This is a genomic window from Enterobacter sp. SA187 (assembly GCF_001888805.2).
GTDB lineage: Bacteria > Pseudomonadota > Gammaproteobacteria > Enterobacterales > Enterobacteriaceae > Enterobacter_D.
Window position 1 is genome coordinate 2,835,450 of sequence record NZ_CP019113.1, and the last position, 17,105, is coordinate 2,852,554.

At 53.6% G+C, this 17,105-nt stretch carries 19 protein-coding genes and 1 tRNA gene; 8 read left to right on the plus strand and 12 right to left on the minus strand.

What is annotated here, in order from left to right:
* The first annotated feature begins 98 nt into the window (after positions 1-98).
* Positions 99-551, plus strand: coding sequence for a macrodomain Ter protein MatP (gene matP, locus BMF08_RS13460; protein WP_072568067.1), 453 nt, complete (start codon positions 99-101; stop codon positions 549-551).
* Between the two features lie 74 nt (positions 552-625).
* Here the strand turns inward: matP and ompA are convergent, their stop codons facing one another.
* Together ompA and sulA are read right to left on the minus strand one after the other, a co-directional pair.
* Positions 626-1,684, minus strand: a complete 1,059-nt coding sequence (gene ompA / locus BMF08_RS13465; protein ID WP_072569430.1) for a porin OmpA — start codon at positions 1,682-1,684, stop codon at positions 626-628.
* A 355-nt stretch (positions 1,685-2,039) separates the two neighbouring features.
* Complete coding sequence (gene sulA, locus BMF08_RS13475) at positions 2,040-2,549, minus strand: SOS-induced cell division inhibitor SulA (protein ID WP_072568068.1); 510 nt, start codon at positions 2,547-2,549, stop codon at positions 2,040-2,042.
* A 218-nt stretch (positions 2,550-2,767) separates the two neighbouring features.
* Between sulA and BMF08_RS13480 the strand changes: the two genes are divergently transcribed.
* Positions 2,768-3,397 carry a TfoX/Sxy family DNA transformation protein gene (locus tag BMF08_RS13480; RefSeq protein WP_072568069.1) on the plus strand — a complete coding sequence of 210 codons (630 nt, stop codon included), beginning with the start codon at positions 2,768-2,770 and terminating at the stop codon, positions 3,395-3,397.
* Here the strand turns inward: BMF08_RS13480 and yccS are convergent.
* Both yccS and BMF08_RS13490 read right to left on the minus strand, forming a co-directional pair.
* Positions 3,382-5,508 carry a YccS family putative transporter gene (gene yccS / locus BMF08_RS13485; protein ID WP_072568070.1) on the minus strand — a complete coding sequence of 709 codons (2,127 nt, stop codon included), beginning with the start codon at positions 5,506-5,508 and terminating at the stop codon, positions 3,382-3,384. The two genes, BMF08_RS13480 and yccS, sit on opposite strands and share 16 nt — an antisense overlap.
* Positions 5,509-5,526: 18 nt before the next feature.
* On the minus strand, positions 5,527-5,973 hold the full coding sequence (locus BMF08_RS13490; protein ID WP_072568071.1) for a YccF domain-containing protein: 447 nt from the start codon (positions 5,971-5,973) through the stop codon (positions 5,527-5,529).
* 122 nt (positions 5,974-6,095) lie between these two features.
* Here BMF08_RS13490 and helD point away from each other — a divergent pair, with 122 nt between their 5' ends.
* Entirely contained in the window at positions 6,096-8,150 is a 2,055-nt protein-coding gene (gene helD / locus BMF08_RS13495; RefSeq protein ID WP_072568072.1) for a DNA helicase IV, read from the plus strand.
* 33 nt (positions 8,151-8,183) lie between these two features.
* On the opposite strand, the gene mgsA is transcribed toward helD, so the two are convergent.
* Positions 8,184-8,642, minus strand: a complete 459-nt coding sequence (mgsA, locus tag BMF08_RS13500) for a methylglyoxal synthase (protein ID WP_072568073.1) — start codon at positions 8,640-8,642, stop codon at positions 8,184-8,186.
* Between the two features lie 111 nt (positions 8,643-8,753).
* Positions 8,754-9,416 (minus strand): curli synthesis inhibitor, encoded by a 663-nt coding sequence (gene csgI / locus BMF08_RS13505; RefSeq protein ID WP_072568074.1) that lies wholly within the window; start codon positions 9,414-9,416, stop codon positions 8,754-8,756.
* Positions 9,417-9,587: 171 nt separating this feature from the next.
* Between csgI and BMF08_RS13510 the strand changes: the two genes are divergently transcribed.
* Entirely contained in the window at positions 9,588-10,001 is a 414-nt protein-coding gene (locus tag BMF08_RS13510; protein ID WP_072568075.1) for a CoA-binding protein, read from the plus strand.
* Between the two features lie 28 nt (positions 10,002-10,029).
* Here BMF08_RS13510 and hspQ read toward each other — a convergent pair whose 3' ends face one another.
* A complete protein-coding gene (gene hspQ / locus BMF08_RS13515) occupies positions 10,030-10,347 on the minus strand; it encodes a heat shock protein HspQ (RefSeq protein ID WP_072568076.1) in 318 nt (105 codons plus the stop codon).
* A 60-nt stretch (positions 10,348-10,407) separates the two neighbouring features.
* The gene (gene rlmI, locus BMF08_RS13520; protein ID WP_072569431.1) at positions 10,408-11,598 is read right to left on the minus strand and encodes a 23S rRNA (cytosine(1962)-C(5))-methyltransferase RlmI; all 1,191 of its coding nucleotides are present in this window, start codon (positions 11,596-11,598) and stop codon (positions 10,408-10,410) included.
* A 181-nt stretch (positions 11,599-11,779) separates the two neighbouring features.
* Here rlmI and BMF08_RS13525 point away from each other — a divergent pair, with 181 nt between their 5' ends.
* Positions 11,780-12,445 carry an EAL domain-containing protein gene (locus BMF08_RS13525; protein WP_072568077.1) on the plus strand — a complete coding sequence of 222 codons (666 nt, stop codon included), beginning with the start codon at positions 11,780-11,782 and terminating at the stop codon, positions 12,443-12,445.
* 56 nt (positions 12,446-12,501) lie between these two features.
* Positions 12,502-12,792 (plus strand): acylphosphatase, encoded by a 291-nt coding sequence (gene yccX, locus BMF08_RS13530; protein ID WP_072568078.1) that lies wholly within the window; start codon positions 12,502-12,504, stop codon positions 12,790-12,792.
* Here the strand turns inward: yccX and tusE are convergent.
* Together tusE and yccA are read right to left on the minus strand one after the other, a co-directional pair.
* Positions 12,789-13,118 (minus strand): sulfurtransferase TusE, encoded by a 330-nt coding sequence (gene tusE / locus BMF08_RS13535; protein WP_072568079.1) that lies wholly within the window; start codon positions 13,116-13,118, stop codon positions 12,789-12,791. The two genes, yccX and tusE, sit on opposite strands and share 4 nt — an antisense overlap.
* A gap of 87 nt (positions 13,119-13,205) precedes the next feature.
* Positions 13,206-13,865 carry an FtsH protease modulator YccA gene (gene yccA / locus BMF08_RS13540; protein ID WP_072568080.1) on the minus strand — a complete coding sequence of 220 codons (660 nt, stop codon included), beginning with the start codon at positions 13,863-13,865 and terminating at the stop codon, positions 13,206-13,208.
* A 273-nt stretch (positions 13,866-14,138) separates the two neighbouring features.
* On the opposite strand from yccA, the gene BMF08_RS13545 reads away from it, so the two are divergent.
* Together BMF08_RS13545 and BMF08_RS13550 are read left to right on the plus strand one after the other, a co-directional pair.
* Positions 14,139-15,767 (plus strand): ABC transporter substrate-binding protein, encoded by a 1,629-nt coding sequence (locus tag BMF08_RS13545; protein WP_072568081.1) that lies wholly within the window; start codon positions 14,139-14,141, stop codon positions 15,765-15,767.
* Between the two features lie 131 nt (positions 15,768-15,898).
* Positions 15,899-15,986, plus strand: a tRNA-Ser gene (locus BMF08_RS13550).
* 171 nt (positions 15,987-16,157) lie between these two features.
* Here the strand turns inward: BMF08_RS13550 and BMF08_RS13555 are convergent.
* Together BMF08_RS13555 and BMF08_RS13560 are read right to left on the minus strand one after the other, a co-directional pair.
* Positions 16,158-16,520, minus strand: coding sequence for a hypothetical protein (locus tag BMF08_RS13555; RefSeq protein ID WP_415877741.1), 363 nt, complete (start codon positions 16,518-16,520; stop codon positions 16,158-16,160).
* 244 nt (positions 16,521-16,764) lie between these two features.
* Positions 16,765-17,004 carry a DinI family protein gene (locus tag BMF08_RS13560; RefSeq protein WP_072568083.1) on the minus strand — a complete coding sequence of 80 codons (240 nt, stop codon included), beginning with the start codon at positions 17,002-17,004 and terminating at the stop codon, positions 16,765-16,767.
* Positions 17,005-17,105 lie beyond the last annotated feature (101 nt).

The following is a 17,105-nucleotide window of genomic DNA, read 5'->3' on the forward strand; positions in this document are numbered from 1 at the left end:
CAAAGTCGTCTGCGTGTTCACAGGATATGATTTCTTTTCAGCAGATTGCTAAAAAACTGATATTCTGAACTGAGTTACAGGGTAACACTGAGATCGCGATGAAATACCAACAACTGGAAAATCTTGAAAGCGGCTGGAAATGGAAGTACCTGGTGAAAAAGCACCGTGAAGGTGAATTAATCACGCGCTATATAGAAACCAGTGCGGCAAAAGAGGCCGTGGATCAGCTGTTGACGCTCGAAAATGACCCGGTTCGTGTGAATGCCTGGATTGAACAACACATGAATGCGGCATTAATGAATCGCATGAAGCAGACTATTCGCGCCCGACGCAAACGTCACTTTAATGCCGAGCACCAGCACACCCGTAAAAAATCCATCGATCTGGAATTTATGGTCTGGCAGCGCCTGGCAGGGCTGGCCCAGCGCCGTGGAAAAACGCTCTCAGAAACCATAGTGCAACTGATTGAAGATGCCGAACACAAAGAGAAATACGCCAGTAAAATGTCGACGCTTAAGCACGATTTGCAGGCGCTGTTAGGCAAAGAATAAACCCGCGATATTTTTCACGCCGGATCGCAGGCAATAAAAAACCCCGCAGCGCGGGGTTTTTTTAAGACGTAAACTTAAGCCTGCGGCTGAGTTACAACGTCTTTGATACCTTTAACTTCGATCTCAACGCGACGATCCGGAGCCAGGCAATCGATCAGCGCAGGGCGCGCTTTCACGTTGTCACAGGTGCTGCCGGTAACCGGGTTGGATTCGCCCATACCACGAGCAGAGATCTTGTTGGACGGGATACCTTTAGAGATCAGGTAGTCAACAACAGACTGAGCACGTTTCTCGGACAGACCCTGGTTGTAAGCGTCAGAACCGATGCGGTCGGTGAAGCCCAGAACAACTACGGAACCGTCTTTCGGATCCAGGTTGCTCAGCTGGGAGTACATCTGATCCAGAGCCTGCTGGCCTTCTGGTTTCAGAGTCGCTTTGTTGAAGTTGAACAGTACGTCAGACTTCAGGGTGAAGTGCTTGGTGGATACCTGCGGAGCCGGAGCCGGTGCCGGAGCAACTACCGGAGCAACGTCTTCCTGCTGACCGAAGCGGTAAGAAACACCTAAGCTCAGCAGACCGTTGTCCTGACGGGTACCAACAGTTTGCGCGTCGCCGATGTTGTTAACCCACTGGTATTCCAGACGGGTAGCGATGTCACGGGTAACTGCCCACTCAACACCACCAGCGAATACCGGGGAAACACCGGTGTCGTGGTCTTTAGCGTGGAAATCAGCGCCAGGAACGTTGGCTTTAGCGTCTGCACGCCAAACCATACCACCCAGACGGGTGTAAACGTCCAGATCGTCAGCAACCGGGTAGCTCAGTTTGGTAGTCAGCTGAACGCCTTGAGCTTTGAACGCACCGTTTACGGTGTCGCCTTTATAGGCTTCGCGGCCCAGCCAGTCGTAACCCAGTTCAAAACCAACGTACGGGTTAACCTGATAGCCACCGAACGCACCAGCACCCAGCTGGTCATTACGGGTCGGGCCGTCATTAGGAATGAAACCAGTATCGTGGAATTGGGACCAGCCCAGTTTACCACCGGCATACCAGGTATTATCTTTCGGAGCGGCCTGCGCTACAGTAGCGAAGCCAGCCAGTGCCACTGCAATCGCGATAGCTGTCTTTTTCATTTTTTGCGCCTCGTTATCATCCAAAATTCGCCATGAATTTCTCGCCAGAGAAAACACGGTTTAAATCCTTCACCGGGGGTATTGCTCTAAGTATCTCTACCGATATCTTCGGTTTATGCCGAGCACCCCTGGCGATGTAAAGTCTACAACGTAGTTGGAAACTTACAAGTGTGAAGTCCGTCAGGCATATGAAAAAAAAAGCTTTCTGCGTGCATTATTTAACATTTATGACGAGAATATAATCAATGCAAAACAGCGCAAACCGCACCAGACAGGCATTGCAGCACGATTTCGCTTAAGAACCGGTCAGCCCAGGAATTCACAAAAAAAATCCCAGGAATTATCTTAAACTGGCTTAATGATACAAATTTGAGTGAATTTTTAGCCCGGAAAGCTGTCTTGTGGCGTGAGGATCCCTCCGCACGGGACGCATAATAAAGCCCATCGCATTACCTTCTTCAGCCGCCTGAACCAGACGCTGATGTTCATCATCCGTCAGTTCTTCTGTATGCCAGCCGATAACAACACTGTAATTGCCGGTGCGTAACGCTCTGATCATGGATTCCAGGGTATCATCCGGGGAAAGCTGGCTGATCTGCATCAGTTTGGTCAACGGCAGCCCTGCCGCCTGAACCCACTGACGGCTTAATTTTTGCTGCGGGGTTAACCATAGCTGCCAGCGCGACTGCTGACCGAGCTGTTGCAGAAGGGGCAGTAACAGCAACTGCGTCATGCCGGGCTGGTCTTCACGATAAACCACTTCGCTGATAAGGCCAGTCGAGTCGCCAGCCGGTTTTGCCTGTGTGCGGTTGCCCGTCATAGCGTTAAGTGTTGATGCACGATTAGCGTAGCCTGAAGTGTACATAATCAATCCAGCCCTGATAGTTACTGTATGGATGTACAGTAACTCCTGGACGTACAAAGATCAACCTCAATTTCTGAAAGCACCTCGCAAATTTGCGGGATAACTGATGTCCGTTAAAAAATCATCTTGCCCGCCGCGGACAACTTCCCTATGTTCCTCATTAACGGATCCGTTACTACCAGAAGATGCCTTTATGCCATGATTTTAAAGGAATAATCATGAAAGATATGTCTTATCAACGGATCCATGAATCACGTGAATACCTCTCAGAGTTGGGTACTATTCGCCATCGAACGCTGTTCGGCGGTTACAGTCTTTCCGTTGATGATACGGTGTTCGCCATGGTGGCAAAGGGGGATCTTTACCTTCGCGCCTGTGAGCAAAGTGCTGAATACCGTGCGCAACATCCGGCTCCGTTACTGACGATGATGAAAAGGGGCAGGCCAGTAGTACTGAACTATTACCGCGTTGATGACAGCTTGTGGCAGGACAGGGATACGCTGATGAAGCTTTCCACCTGGTCGCTTGCCGCCGCGTGGAAAGAAAAGATGCAGCGCCTCTGCAAGCCCCGGCTTAAAGATCTACCGAACCTGAATTTTCAGCTGGAGATGCTGCTGTGGGAAGCGGGCGTGACGGATGTCCTCACGCTGAAAAAACTGGGCGCTAAAGCGTGCTGGGTCAGGCTACGCACGCTTAATACACATCTGGGCGTTAACGTATTGCTGGCGCTGGAGGGAGCCATCGAAGGGATGCATCAGGCCGCGCTCCCGGCGCAGCAGCGCCAGGCATTGACGACATGGTTTACAGAGTTTGAGGCGGAGCATCGGAAACATCAGCGGACAACCTGACGCTGCAATCGGCTGATTTCAGGAAGCAGCGCTACCACCAGGCCGATCTGCTGTAAAACCAGTGGTTCTTTACTGTCCGGACGGGAATCCACCTGCGTAATGCGATCGGCCAGCTGTGCCAGCGTTTTCTGGACTCGTTCTTCATCAGCGGGGGCGTGGTGTAACGCGTCGTCAACGTAGCACACCGCGTCGTCCAGCAGAGTGAGGATCTCAGCAGAAGTCAGTTTTTCCCGGTGCGCGCCCAGCGCGGAAATGTAGCTGGTAAAAGTGTGGTTGAGGCACAACAGACGGAATGCGGCATCGCGCAGTTCCGTTGACGCGCCTGGCTCTGTTGACATATTGGATACCACCGACGCCAGTTCGGCATCGCGGTTATGGGCATCGCGCCTTGCAATACGGTACGCCATGCGGTTATCACGTCCCTGGTGATACTGCTCAAGGATAGCGTCAAGGTAGCGGCAGTTCGCATCAATGGCCCGTTCCAGCACGCGTGGAAGATTACGAAAACGCCAGTCCGGCCAGATAAAGCTCACCGCAGCCCAGGCAATCGCACAGCCGATAAGGGTGTCAATAATACGCGGAATGGCAACTTCAAAGCCTTCCCCAAGCAGGTTAAAGCACAGCAGTACCAGCAGGGTAATAAACATGGTGGCATGGGCGTACTGCACATTGCGGAAGGCGAAGAACAGCACGCCGGTAATGACGATCAAAATCAGTTGCCCTTCAATGGACGGCACAAAATAGAGCACCGGCAGGCCAATCGCCACGCCCACCAGCGTGCCGATAATACGCAGCGCCAGACGGTGCCGGGTGGCGTTGTAGTTGGGCTGGCAGACAAAGAGGCTGGTCAGCAGGATCCAGTAACCGTGTTCCAGGCCGGTAAACTGTATAAAAGCGTAACCGACACACAACACCACAGACATGCGTATGGCGTGGCGAAAAAGTGCTGATTCCGGCGACAGATTGCGGCTGAGGCGGGCGCGAATGTCGCTCATGCCGTTAAGACCCTCATCCGCCAGCATGTTATCGGTGTCGTTGCGCGGCAGGGTCTGCGCCTGCTCAGATTCGATCGTCGCCAGCTGTGCGTCAATCGCGCGAAGGTTTTGCAGCAGAAAGCCCAGCGCTTTCATCTGTTCGTCAGACGTGCCGTCGCCGCGGGCACGCTCCAGCGCGGCATCAAGATGGGTAAAAGCGCGCTCGAAGCGGCCATCATGCTGATAGGGCTCGCGTAATAAAATGCAGCGTGATAAATGCGCGCAGGCCTGCGACTGCATGGAGAGCAGGCGCTGAAAGCGGAACATCACGTCGCTGTAGCGAAACTGTTCCCGCAGCGTCTGATACTGGATATGAGACGAACTGGCGCGCTCGTGAATATCCTGCGCGACAAAATAGTAGTGCAGGGTTCGCCGGGTGCCGCGTTGCCCACGATCCCCGCGCAGACGCGTTAATAATGAACTTTTCGTCTGGTTCAGCGTGGAAACCAGCTGGCCGTTCGCCAGCGCCAGGTCATACAGCGGCGCCTGGCTTTCATCTTCGATATCGGGATCGAACAGGCGGGATTTCAGCTCCAGAAAATGCGCCAGCTGTTCATAGCAACGCGCAAGGTTGTCCTGTAGCGGGCGGATCGGGAAGACCAGATGACCAATCAGCGTCAACAGGTTAAACCAGACAGCCCCCGCCAGCAGCAGAAGGGGTTGCTGATACCATTGCTCGTAAAGCGAGATGCCGAGCATGGTGTAAATGGCGATCAGCAGACCGCCAAAGGCAATAGTCGCGTAGCGCTGCCCAAGCCCGCCCAGCAGAATAAATCCGCTGGTGGAAATGATCAGCCCCAGCGCAAACAGCCACGGCCACGGGAACAGCAGTTCTACCGAGGCGGAGGCGATAAAAAAGGAGATCAACGTGATCAGCAGATTACGTAAACGGCCGGCGAGGCGGTCATCCAGATCGGCCAGCGCCGCCGCCACGACGCCAAGCGTCAGCGGGATGGTCAGCTTTACATCACCCATCCACCACGGCAGGGCGGTAGTGCCGCACAGCGCGATGAAAATTCTGGCGTTATAAAGCCAGGTACTGTTCCATGTATAGCGGCGAAGCAGGGGGCTGAGCATCGTGGTTCAGATCCTTAATTATTGAAAGCGGCGACGGGCATTAGCTTCACGTGCCGCTCGCGCCGTTTCCACCGACACCACGCGGCGTCCGACCGGCCACAGGGCAATGCCGGCGATCTTGAAATTCGCAATGCCTACCGGAATACCAATAATCGTCAGACATTGTGCAATACCTGACACAATGTGCATCAGGCAGAGCCACCAGCCGAACAGCACGAACCACAAAATGTTCAGCAGCGTACCGCCGGTGTTCAGGATGACGCTGGACTCTCCCGGCGACAGTTCATCCACATGTACCGCCTCATTTCCGTAAGGCAGCAGGGAAAGCTTAGTAATTTCCCAGCAGGAGCGCGTCAGCGGCAGCGTAATAATAAGCACAATACTGACCAGCGTTGCCAGCAGCCAGGCGAGAGTGGTGAAAAAACCACCCAGCACAAAATTTAAAATATTCAGTACAGTACGCATAAATCCTCAGGGAAAAGCCGTTAACGAAAAGACCCATCAATAGTAACGATTTTTTGGGCTGGAGCACACATTCTCTGGCGGTTACACTGGCGCATCACGACATGAGTTGAGAACGGCACGTCATGGAACTGAAAGCAACTTCTTTAGGAAAACGGCTGGCGCAGCACCCCTATGACCGGGTGGCGATTTTACACGCTGGTGTCAAAGTGTCTGGCGATCGCCACGAATATCTCATTCCATTCAATCAGTTACTCAGCATCGAATGCAAGCGCGGCCTCGTGTGGGGCGAGCTGGAGTTTGTCCTGGTGGACAGTAAAGTCGTGCGTCTGCACGGAACGGAATGGGCGCAAACCCAGCTGTTCTGGCAACATCTGCATAGCCGCTGGGAGCAGTGGAGCAAAGAGATGAGCGAGGTGGCGGCGGGCGTATTGCAGGCGCAGCTGGAGGCGATTAACGGCCATGTTGACCAGGGCAAATGGTTAACCCGTCAGCAGACCGAAGGATTACAGCAGCAGATCCGTGGCGCGTTTGACGCGCTGCCGCTGCCTGTCGCCAGGCTGGCGTCTTTTGACAATTGCCGTGAGCTGTGGCGTCAGTGCCAGGCGTGGCTGGCGGATGTGGAAGGCCGCCGGGCGCAGCATAACCAGGCGTGGACCGATGCCATGCTAAAAAAATATGCTGATTTCTTTGCCGGCATCGAAAGCTCGCCGTTAAACCCGGCGCAGGCGCGGGCGGTGGTGAACGGTGAATCATCCCTGCTGGTGCTGGCAGGCGCCGGTAGCGGCAAAACCTCCGTGCTGGTGGCGCGCGCAGGCTGGCTTATGGCCCGCGGCGAAGCGGCGGCCGATCAGATCCTGCTGCTGGCCTTTGGTCGCAAAGCAGCGCAGGAGATGGATGAGCGCATTCGTGAACGACTACACACCGACGAGATCACCGCGCGTACCTTTCATGCTCTGGCACTGCATATCATTCAGCAGGGCAGTAAAAAAGTGCCGGTGATCAGCCGTCTTGAAAACGATACCGATGCGCGGCAGAAACTGTTTATTGAGGCCTGGCAGCAGCAGTGCAGCGAGAAAAAAGCCCAGGCCAAAGGCTGGCGGCTATGGCTGGAAGAGGAGCTCAACTGGACGGTTCCTGAAGGCAATTTCTGGGACGACGAAAAATTGCAGCGTCGGCTAGCTGGCCGTCTCGATCGCTGGGTCAGTCTGATGCGCATGCACGGCGGGGCGCAGGCGGAGATGATTGCCAGCGCGCCGGAAGACATTCGCGAGCGGTTTTCGAAGCGCGTAAAGCTGATGGCTCCGCTGTTAAAAGCCTGGAAAACGGCGCTGAAAGCAGAAAACGCCGTCGATTTTTCAGGGCTTATTCATCAGGCCATTAACGTACTGGAAAAAGGGCGCTTTATCAGTCCATGGAAACATATTCTGGTGGATGAATTCCAGGATATTTCTCCGCAGCGCGCGGCACTGCTCGCCGCGCTGCGCCGCCAGAACTCCCAAACCTCGCTGTTTGCCGTGGGCGATGACTGGCAGGCGATCTACCGCTTTAGCGGCGCGCAGCTCGAACTCACCACCGCGTTTCATGATTATTTTGGCGAAGGCGATTGCTGTGCGCTTGATACGACTTACCGCTTTAACCAGCGTATCGGCGAGATCGCTAACCGTTTTATCCAGCAAAACCCGGCGCAGATGTCCAAACCGCTGAACAGTCTGACCGCGGGGGAAAAGAATGCGGTTTCGCTGCTCTCTGACGATCAGCTGGATGCGCTGCTGGATAAGCTCAGCGGTTTTGCGCTGCCGGATGACCGCATCCTGATCCTGGCACGCTACCATCATCTGAAGCCCGCCGCGCTGCAAAAAGCGGCAACACGCTGGCCTGAACTGAACCTCGATTTTATGACCGTTCATGCCAGTAAAGGCCAGCAGGCGGACTATGTCATTGTGCTGGGGTTACAGGACGGTCAGGAGGGCTTCCCCGCGCCGGAGCGGGAATCGGTGATGGAGCAGGCCTTGCTGCCGCAGCCAGAAGATTTTCCGGACGCCGAAGAGCGCCGTTTGCTTTACGTGGCGATGACGCGGGCGCGTAAACGCGTCTGGCTGCTGTTTAATAAAGCGCAGCCGTCACGATTTGTTGAGGTTTTAAAGCGGCTGGACGTACCGGTGGCGCGTAAGCCCTGAAATTATTCAGGCGGTAAGGCCGCCTGAATGCCATTACTTCAGGCGCTCTGCCAGGTAGCGCGGATAATCCGGGATCATAATGTCCACGCTGTCGCTGAAAGTGGGGGACTGGATAATAAAATCTGCGGTGGAGATATTGGTGGCGACCGGAATGTTCCATACGGTGGCGAGGCGCAACAGCGCTTTGACATCCGGATCGTGCGGCACGGCGTTCAGCGGATCCCAGAAGAAGATCAGTACATCAATTTTACCTTCCGAAATCATCGCCCCGACCTGCTGATCGCCGCCCATCGGGCCGCTCAGCATGGCATTCACCTCAAGCCCCGTGGCACGGGAAAGCAGATTACCGGTGGTGCCGGTGGCATAGAGTTCATGCTGTTCCAGGATCGGCTGGTGGCGTTCCACCCAGTTCAGCAACATCTTTTTGCAGTGATCGTGGGCGACAAGGGCAATATGCTTGCGCGCGGGGAGAGTGCGAGTGGTCAGTTCCATAATCATATTCCGCGAATGAATTTCGTTACAGATTACTGGAAGCGTTTGATGCTGCAATAGAAAGACGCAAAAAAAACCTCTGACGGAATACCTTTGTGAGGGGAACCAGGATCAGGACGGCGGCTGCTGTTTTGCCCATTGCAGAAAGCGGTCGCGGGTTTGCGGATCCGCCTGTTCAAACCAGAATTTCAGGCGCTGCTCGGTAAGGGTTTGCGATTGCGACGGGATCGTATCCAGCTCAGACAGACCGGACAGCAAAGCGCTGTCATCAGCCATGGCAGGCGCAAAGAGCGGCAACGAGGCTGTTTTCCCCGCTTTGTTATAGCGTACGGTTTCGCGCTCATAGTTAATCACTTTCCCCTTATCCCGCAGCGGCAAAATATCGAGCAGCAGCGGTATCGGCGCGGCTTCACCATCCAGCAGGACGATAGCTGGGGCGCTGTCGAATTTTTCCGCGGCTTTCCAGCTATCCAGCGAGGGTAGAGAGAAGTTCACCAGCTTTACCGAACGCGTGTTGAAACTCACGACCAGCGGCGGGGAAATGTAGAGCCGCATTTCATGATTTGCCCCACGGATGGTTTTTTCAACGCGAAACACCAGCTGGTGCGGGCCGTTATCCAGCTCAATGCTGTCCGCGCCGCGCAGCAACAGACTCGACACTTTCTTGCCGTCCAGCACCAGCAAATCAATATCGGTGGAAAGGCGTAAGGTGGTGGCGACGACGGTAACCGGCAACAGGCAAAAGATCATTGTCATCGTCAGGCCGGTTCTCATGGGTGTCTCCTGCACTGTCGGGTGAGTCGCGAGAATCTATAAAGTTTTCAGCACGCTTTTGTTTACTACCATATAGAGAGGCGCAGCTTTTTTCTCTCATGCAGAGGTATGGGATAAATGGTGGCCTGCAGAGCTTTGGCGTACACTGGATCGACTGGCCCGGAGGATAAAATGAAAGAAACCGATATTGCTGGCATTCTGAAATCGACCCATACCATTGCGCTGGTTGGCGCGAGCGATAAGCCCGATCGCCCCAGCTACCGGGTGATGAAATACCTGCTCGACCAGGGCTATCATGTGATCCCGGTATCGCCGAAAGTGGCCGGTAAAACGCTGCTGGGACAGCAGGGATACGGCTCTCTGGCGGAGGTACCGGAAAAAATCGACATGGTGGATGTGTTCCGCAATTCCGAGGCGGCATGGGGGGTGGCGCAGGACGCTATCGCTGTTGGCGCAAAAACCCTGTGGCTGCAGCTGGGCGTGATCAATGAGCAGGCGGCGGTGCTGGCCGGTGAGGCAGGACTGAATGTGGTCATGGATCGCTGCCCGGCGATTGAAATTCCCCGTCTGGGTCTGGCGCGCTAAATAAAAACCCCGCACAGGCGGGGTTTTTTCAGTTGCGCAGGCGCGGTGCCTGAAGCTGTTTACGAATGGTCTGCGCCAGTTCGTCCATTGAGGGCTGTTCAGGATGCTCGTCCTGGATCTCACTGGTAAGCTGCGCTTCCGCCAGATAGGTATGCACCGGCTGACCGTTGTCGTCTTCCATCACCACGTGATACCAGGGCGCATCGCGCAAATCATCATCAACCGCCAGCTCATCCACAGACGGCTTATCAAGTGAATACTCAGGATCAATGTCCACCACCACACCTAAATAGCCTAACAGTGTGTGGCGCACTTGCTGGCCGATACCATATTTGCTGGCAATCATACTCACCTCCGTGGAACCGTTACTGACACCAAATATGTGGGCAACGATCCAGAAATCAAGTTACATGACGCGGCAGGCAAACCCCTTCAGATACAGTCCTTCCGGGTAAGGGGCGATCACCGGGTGATCGGCAGCCTGTCGGAACTGTTCTATAAATTGTACATCACGACCCGCATCTATTGCGGCATCAGCGATGATTTTCTGAAATAAATCGGTAGTCATCAGGCCAGAGCAGGAGAAGGTTAACAGCACGCCGCCAGGATTGAGCAGCTGGATCGCCAGCATATTAATGTCTTTATAGCCGCGGCATGCGCCCATCAGCTGGCTTTTGTTTTCGACAAATTTCGGCGGATCCATCACGATCACGTCGAATTTCTCCCCCTGATCGCGGTATTTGCGCAGCAGTTTGAATACGTCGTCGCGAACAAATTCCGCTTTGCTGAGATCGAGTTTGTTAAGCTCAACGTTCTGACGGGCCACATCCAGCGCTTCCTGCGACGTATCAACACTGACCACCTGTGCACAGCCGCCCATCAGCGCAGAAACGGCAAAGCCGCCGGTGTAGGAGAAGCAGTTGAGCACACGTTTACCCTCAACATAGCGGCGGGTTGCCAGACGGCTGTCGCGCTGATCGAGGTAGTAACCGGTTTTATGACCGGTCTGAATATCCACCAGCAGCTTCATGCCGTTCTCTTCGATTGGCAGCAGCGCGGGCGGCAGATCGCCGACAACCAGACCCTGCGTCAGCTCCATCCCCTCTTTTTTACGCACTGCCACGTCGCTGCGATCGTAAATGGAACAGGACGGATAGCAGGCCTGAAGGGCTGCAATCAGCGCCGGGCGTTGATATTCCGCGCCCGCGCTCAGCAATTGCAGGACAAGAAAATCGCCGAAACGATCGATGGTGATGCCCGGCAGGCCATCAGATTCACCGGCGATCAGACGGTAGCTGTCCAGACCATCACGCGTCGCCAGCCAGTCACGCCATTGCTGCGCCTGCTTCAGACGGCGGGTGAAAAATTCAATATCAATGCTTTCATCTTTGTCGAAGGTCCACACACGGGCGCGGATCTGCGATGCCGGGGAGTATGCGCCACGGGCCAACCATTTTCCCTGATGATCGACAATATCAATGGTTTCACCGAGGCTGGCTTTGCCTTCCATGCGCGCAACCGCACCGGAGAAGACCCAGGGATGACGGCGCAGTAACGATTTTTCGCGCCCTTTGGTTAACACTAAACGTACACTCATAATTAGCTTATTTGTCATATTGAAGAAAATGGCCGCCATTTTCCCGAGTTCAGCCGTGAATTGCAATGTACCGGCAGATAAACCCTCCGTTCAGCTCTTATGCCAGGAATGACACGACCTGTCAGCCCCCCTTTATAGAATGCCTCTCAATCGCCAATGCATTCATAATCCTGGATAAAATATGACAACTTCAGCGTATCGCTACTCCTTTATCGCCGAACCGTTCACCAGCCTGGCAGGAAAATTACTGGGTGTGGAATTACAAACCCGCCTTGAAAAAGAGGGGCAGCAGGTGCTGCATCCGGAGTTGATCATCGCGGGCTGGGATACGCAGTCAAAACGCCAGTATTTATATGAACAGCTTGGGCAGGTGGCAAAGCAGAGCGCGTGGATCCGGGATCGCAATGTGCTGGTATCGCTGCCGCTCTATGATGCTGAGTGTGCGGTGTTATTGAGCTATGACTCCGTACTGCGTGGACTGTTATCCACACTGCCGTTTGTCCGGCTGACGCTGGCGGAAAATATCAGCGACGTGCGCGACGAACTACAGGGGATCCGCAACGCTATGTGGCTGGGGGAGGTGGGCGGCGGCAGAGCAAACGTTCTCGGGCTGATGAGCCAGCAATTTGAAGCGCTGATCCTTGACAGCCATTTTTTTAAGGACGAAGTGATAAAGCCAACCTTCCCGGTATTAATCAAAAATCTTCGGCGCTATTGTGACAAGGTGGTGGTGCGCGGCGTGACCGATCGGCGTTATCTGCCGGTATTACAGGAAGCAGAGATCTGGGGCGTGCAGGGATCATTTTATCGCCCCGTGCCACTGGGGAAACTGGACTGGTTGCTGTGAAGCTGGCGGCGGGGCGCTAAACTTATCCGTTACCATCATGTTGAAAGGAGCAAAAAATGGAAAACCAGACCTCTCAGGGCGTGAAATGCTGGGTGCACGGCAGTGTGCAGGGCGTGGGATTTCGTTACAGCACGCAGCATGAGGCGCAGCGGCTGGGACTCACCGGCTATGCGCGTAATCTTGATGACGGCAGCGTGGAAGTGGTGGCCTGTGGTGATGCCGGACAGGTTGAGGCGCTGGTGGCCTGGCTTAAGGCTGGCGGGCCGCGCAGTGCGCGGGTTGAGAAGGTGTTAACCGAACCTCATCAACCCACCACAGCCTATACCCGCTTTGATATTCGCTATTAAATGCATTTTACCGGTTTAGGCAAACCAGCAATTTTGGTGGCCTGTTTTGCCGGGCCTTTGGGGAAAAGGCGATACAGATAGCGGCTGTTGCCTTTCTCCTCGCCAAATTTGTTCGCCATGGCTTTCACCAGCATGCGGATCGCCGGTGAGGTATTAAATTCCAGGTAAAATTCGCGAACAAAACGCACCACTTCCCAGTGTTCCGGCGTCAGCGCGATCCCTTCTTTTTCGGCAATCCGTTCAGCCAGCGCCTCGCTCCACACGGTGGTGTCTTTCAGATAGCCTTCGCTATCGGTTTCAATCTCACGGCCTTCATAAGTCAACATAGTGCATCGCAAAGTCAGTCAAAAACGGGGTCAGTTTAGCAAATAAAAAAGCCCCGCATAAGCAGGGCTTCGGTATCAGGCCGCGAGTTAGTCTCTGCTGGAGAAACCAAGAATGCTCAGCAGGCTGACGAAGATATTGTACAGCGAGACGTACAGGCTCACGGTGGCGCGAAGATAATTGGTTTCACCGCCATGAATGATATTGCTGGTTTCATACAGGATGGCACCGGTTGAAATCAGAATAAACACCGCACTGATCGCCAGGTGCAGGGCAGGCAGTTGCAGGAAGATGTTCGCCACCATACCAATCAGCACCACCACGATACCCGCCATCAGCATACCGCCCAGGAAGGACATATCCTTACGGGTGGTCAACACATAGGCCGAGCAGCAGAAGAAGGTCAGTGCCGTACCGCCGAGCGCCAGCCCGATCAGATCGCCCATGCCTGCCGACAGATAAGCATTAAGCATTGGCCCCAGGATATAACCCAGGAAACCGGTGAACGCAAAGGCTGCCAGGATGCCGGACGGCTTATTCGCCAGCCTGTAGGTCAGGAACATCAGCCCGTACATGCCGACAATGGTCAGCAGGAATCCCGGCGCCGGCAGGGCGAGCATTGTGCTGAGCGTGGCGGTTAATGCGGAAAACGCCAGCGTCAGGCTCAACATAAAATAGGTATTACGCAACACCTTGTGCGTGCTGAGTAGCGAGGTACGCTCGCGCGAAGAACTTACTATACGATCCATGCGTCACTCTCTTATGACAGATGTAATTAGTTGTGAAGAATAGAAAAAACCAGGCGGCAGGAGATAGCGGTTTTACCCATCTTTACTCTGACAATAATCCCATGACGATAGCATTAAATTCTTTATAAAAAGCGTCTGGCAGCAGGAGTGCGTTTTCCGGGAAAATAATCAGATCAAGCTCTTATAGGTCACTGAAAAATATTGCCTTATTTTGCACCCGTCGCTAAGAGTATTAGTCAGAGTGTCATCTTATACAGGGATAAGGCGAAAACAATGAAATCAGGTAATACGCATATTTTCAGAATGACTCTGCTCGCTGGCGCGGTTTTATGCGCCAGCGCCGTAACCTTTGCCGCTCAGGTGCCGCCAGGTACTGAACTTGCCGCAACGCAGGCGCTGGTCAGAAACAATGGCAGCGAGCCCGCCTCACTCGATCCGCATAAAGTGGAAAGCAATGTCGAATTCAATATTATCAGCGATTTATTCGAGGGGCTGGTGGCGGTAAAGGCTGATGGCACTATTGAGCCGCGTCTGGCGGAGAAATGGGAAAATAAAGACAGCACGGTGTGGACCTTCCATTTACGTCCGGGCATTACCTGGTCTGACGGGACGGCAATCACTGCGCAGGATGTGGTCTGGAGCTGGCAGCGGCTGATTGATCCCGCGACAGGCTCTCCGTATGCCAGTTACCCCGGCAATATGCATATTCTGAACGCTGCGGACATTGCACAGGGTAAAAAACCTGCCTCGTCATTAGGCGTGAAAGCGCTGGACGATGCCACGCTGGAAGTGACTCTGACGCAGCCGACAGCCGCCTTTCTGGCTATGCTCGCGCACCCCTCGCTGGTGCCCGTAGATAAAGTGCTGATCGGTCGCTACGGCGATAAATGGACCAAGCCTGAACATTTCGTTGCCAGCGGCGCCTATAAGCTCAGCGAATGGGTGGTTAACGAAAAAATCGTCGCCGTGCGTAATGCGCGCTACTGGGATGATCAGCACACGGTGATTAATACTGTCACCTATCTGCCCATCAATGCGGAAACAGCGGATGTAAACCGCTACAAAGCCGGTGAAATTGATATCACCAATACCATTCCGGTGAATCAGTTCGCCCAGCTGAAAAAGACGCTTGGCGATCAGGTACACATTTCCCCGCAACTGGCGACTTATTACTATCAGTTCAACACCACCAGAGCGCCATTCAACGATCCGCGGGTGCGCCGGGCGCTGAACATGGGGCTGGATAAAGACATCATCGCGACTAAGGTGATGGGGCAGGGGCAGCGCCCGGCGTGGGTCATCAGCCAGCCTGAAATTGGCGGGGTGAGCCTGCATAATCCGGATTACGCCGCCTGGCCTGAAGAGAAGCGGCTGGCGGAAGCCAGACGGCTGCTTAATGAGGCAGGATTTAATGACGCCCATCCGCTGTCGTTTAATCTGCTCTATAACACCATGGAAACCCATCAGCGCATCGCTATCGCCGTCAGCTCAATGTGGAAAAAGAATCTGGGCGTGGAAGCAAAACTGCAAAATCAGGAATGGAAAACCATGCTGGATACCATGCATACCGGCAATTTCGACGCGGTACGTTATGCATGGATTGCTGATTATGATGACGCCTCAACATTCCTGAACACTTTCCGCACCGGCGACAGCGAAAACACGACCCAGTACAGTAATCCGGCTTTTGATACGGCAATGCAAAACGCGGCAAAGGCGGCCAACGTTGAAGAGCGCGGAAAATATTATCAACAGGCTGAAGATTTGCTGGCGCAGGACGTGCCCGCGGTACCGGTTTATCACTATGTGAGGACGCATCTGGTGAAACCCTGGGTTGGTGGCTTTGCACCCGATCGCCTCGGCTACTTTTTGACGAAAGATCTTTTTATCAAAAAACACTGAGTTTTATGCTGAATAAATGGTCATTTTGTTGTTATTTCAGTCGATTAAACAGGATTTGATGGTTTTTCAGCCAAACGATAAAAATGGTGCTTTACATGGCGCACCGGGATGTTTATAGTGCGCCTCATTCCGGAAGTGTGGCCGAGCGGTTGAAGGCACCGGTCTTGAAAACCGGCGACCCGAAAGGGTTCCAGAGTTCGAATCTCTGCGCTTCCGCCAGATTAAACAAGGGGTTACCATTTGGTAACCCCTTTGTTTTTCTGGTCTCATAACTTTTCTCTCCCCGTACCTTTCAATGTATCCTCCTTGCTTATGCTCCTGTCCAGGACAGGAAAGCCAGGCTGCGCCTGATACCCGGCCCATCATGTACTTACCGCCGGGACGCCATTTTTATTCGCGATAATAGGGAGTATTAATGGGGAAAGTATTGGTAATACTCAAAAGCTGGCACTGGACGAGCTTGCGATGTTCCTCATAATGGAAGTAAAAGGCCTCTCTTGCCTGGTCATAAATCATCTTATCCAGATTCGCAAACTCCACTATTAACAGCGAGCCTTTGCGTAAATGGCCGCCCCCCGTTTCAAAGTTATTCTCACCCCATGCCTCCTGCGTATGTTCATAGCGATGCAGGATGACTTCTATTTGCCCGCGCAGAGGGCAACGTAATCTGATAACAGAATTTTCCAGGGAAAAAGCAAAGGAAGGGGAGGTTAAAATCCACAGGAAAGCGAAGGTTAGAAAAAATCTCATTATTTGAATGCCCTGACTATTTTTCGCTTTTATGGCATTAAAATTAAACCCCGTCCTTGAGCACAATCATATCGTGAGTTTGAGTGATGGCGATATATACAGCTGGTGAATGATTAGGACCAGAATGCTATATGCTGCGTTAAGGCGGGAAGAGGATGCGGATAAACCAGGCGGAAAAGAGACATCTGTTGCAGTACTGGCCGGTAAACGCCCGATGCGTCAACCGGCCAGTTAAATAGAGGGTAAATCAGTCAGCGACCAGCCACATATCGGCTTCTTCGAACATCTCTTCCAGCATTCTGTTCAGTTTTTCACGATCGCTTTTACTGGCATCACTATTGAGTGAATTCGCCTGCATCGGTTTAACGCGCACATCGGCATCGGGAAAAATACGATGAACACGATGTGTCAGTTCGTTCAGTATGATTTCACGAGCGCCAGGCAGCCCGGCGACGTTACGCTTATCATAAACTAACTCTACAAACACACTTCCTCCGGAAACTGGTTATTTATACAGTTCTCATCATACGAGGGTTGTTCGCAGAGGTAAAGAGAAAGTCAGGTCATTTGCCGTACCTGCAGGGAAGC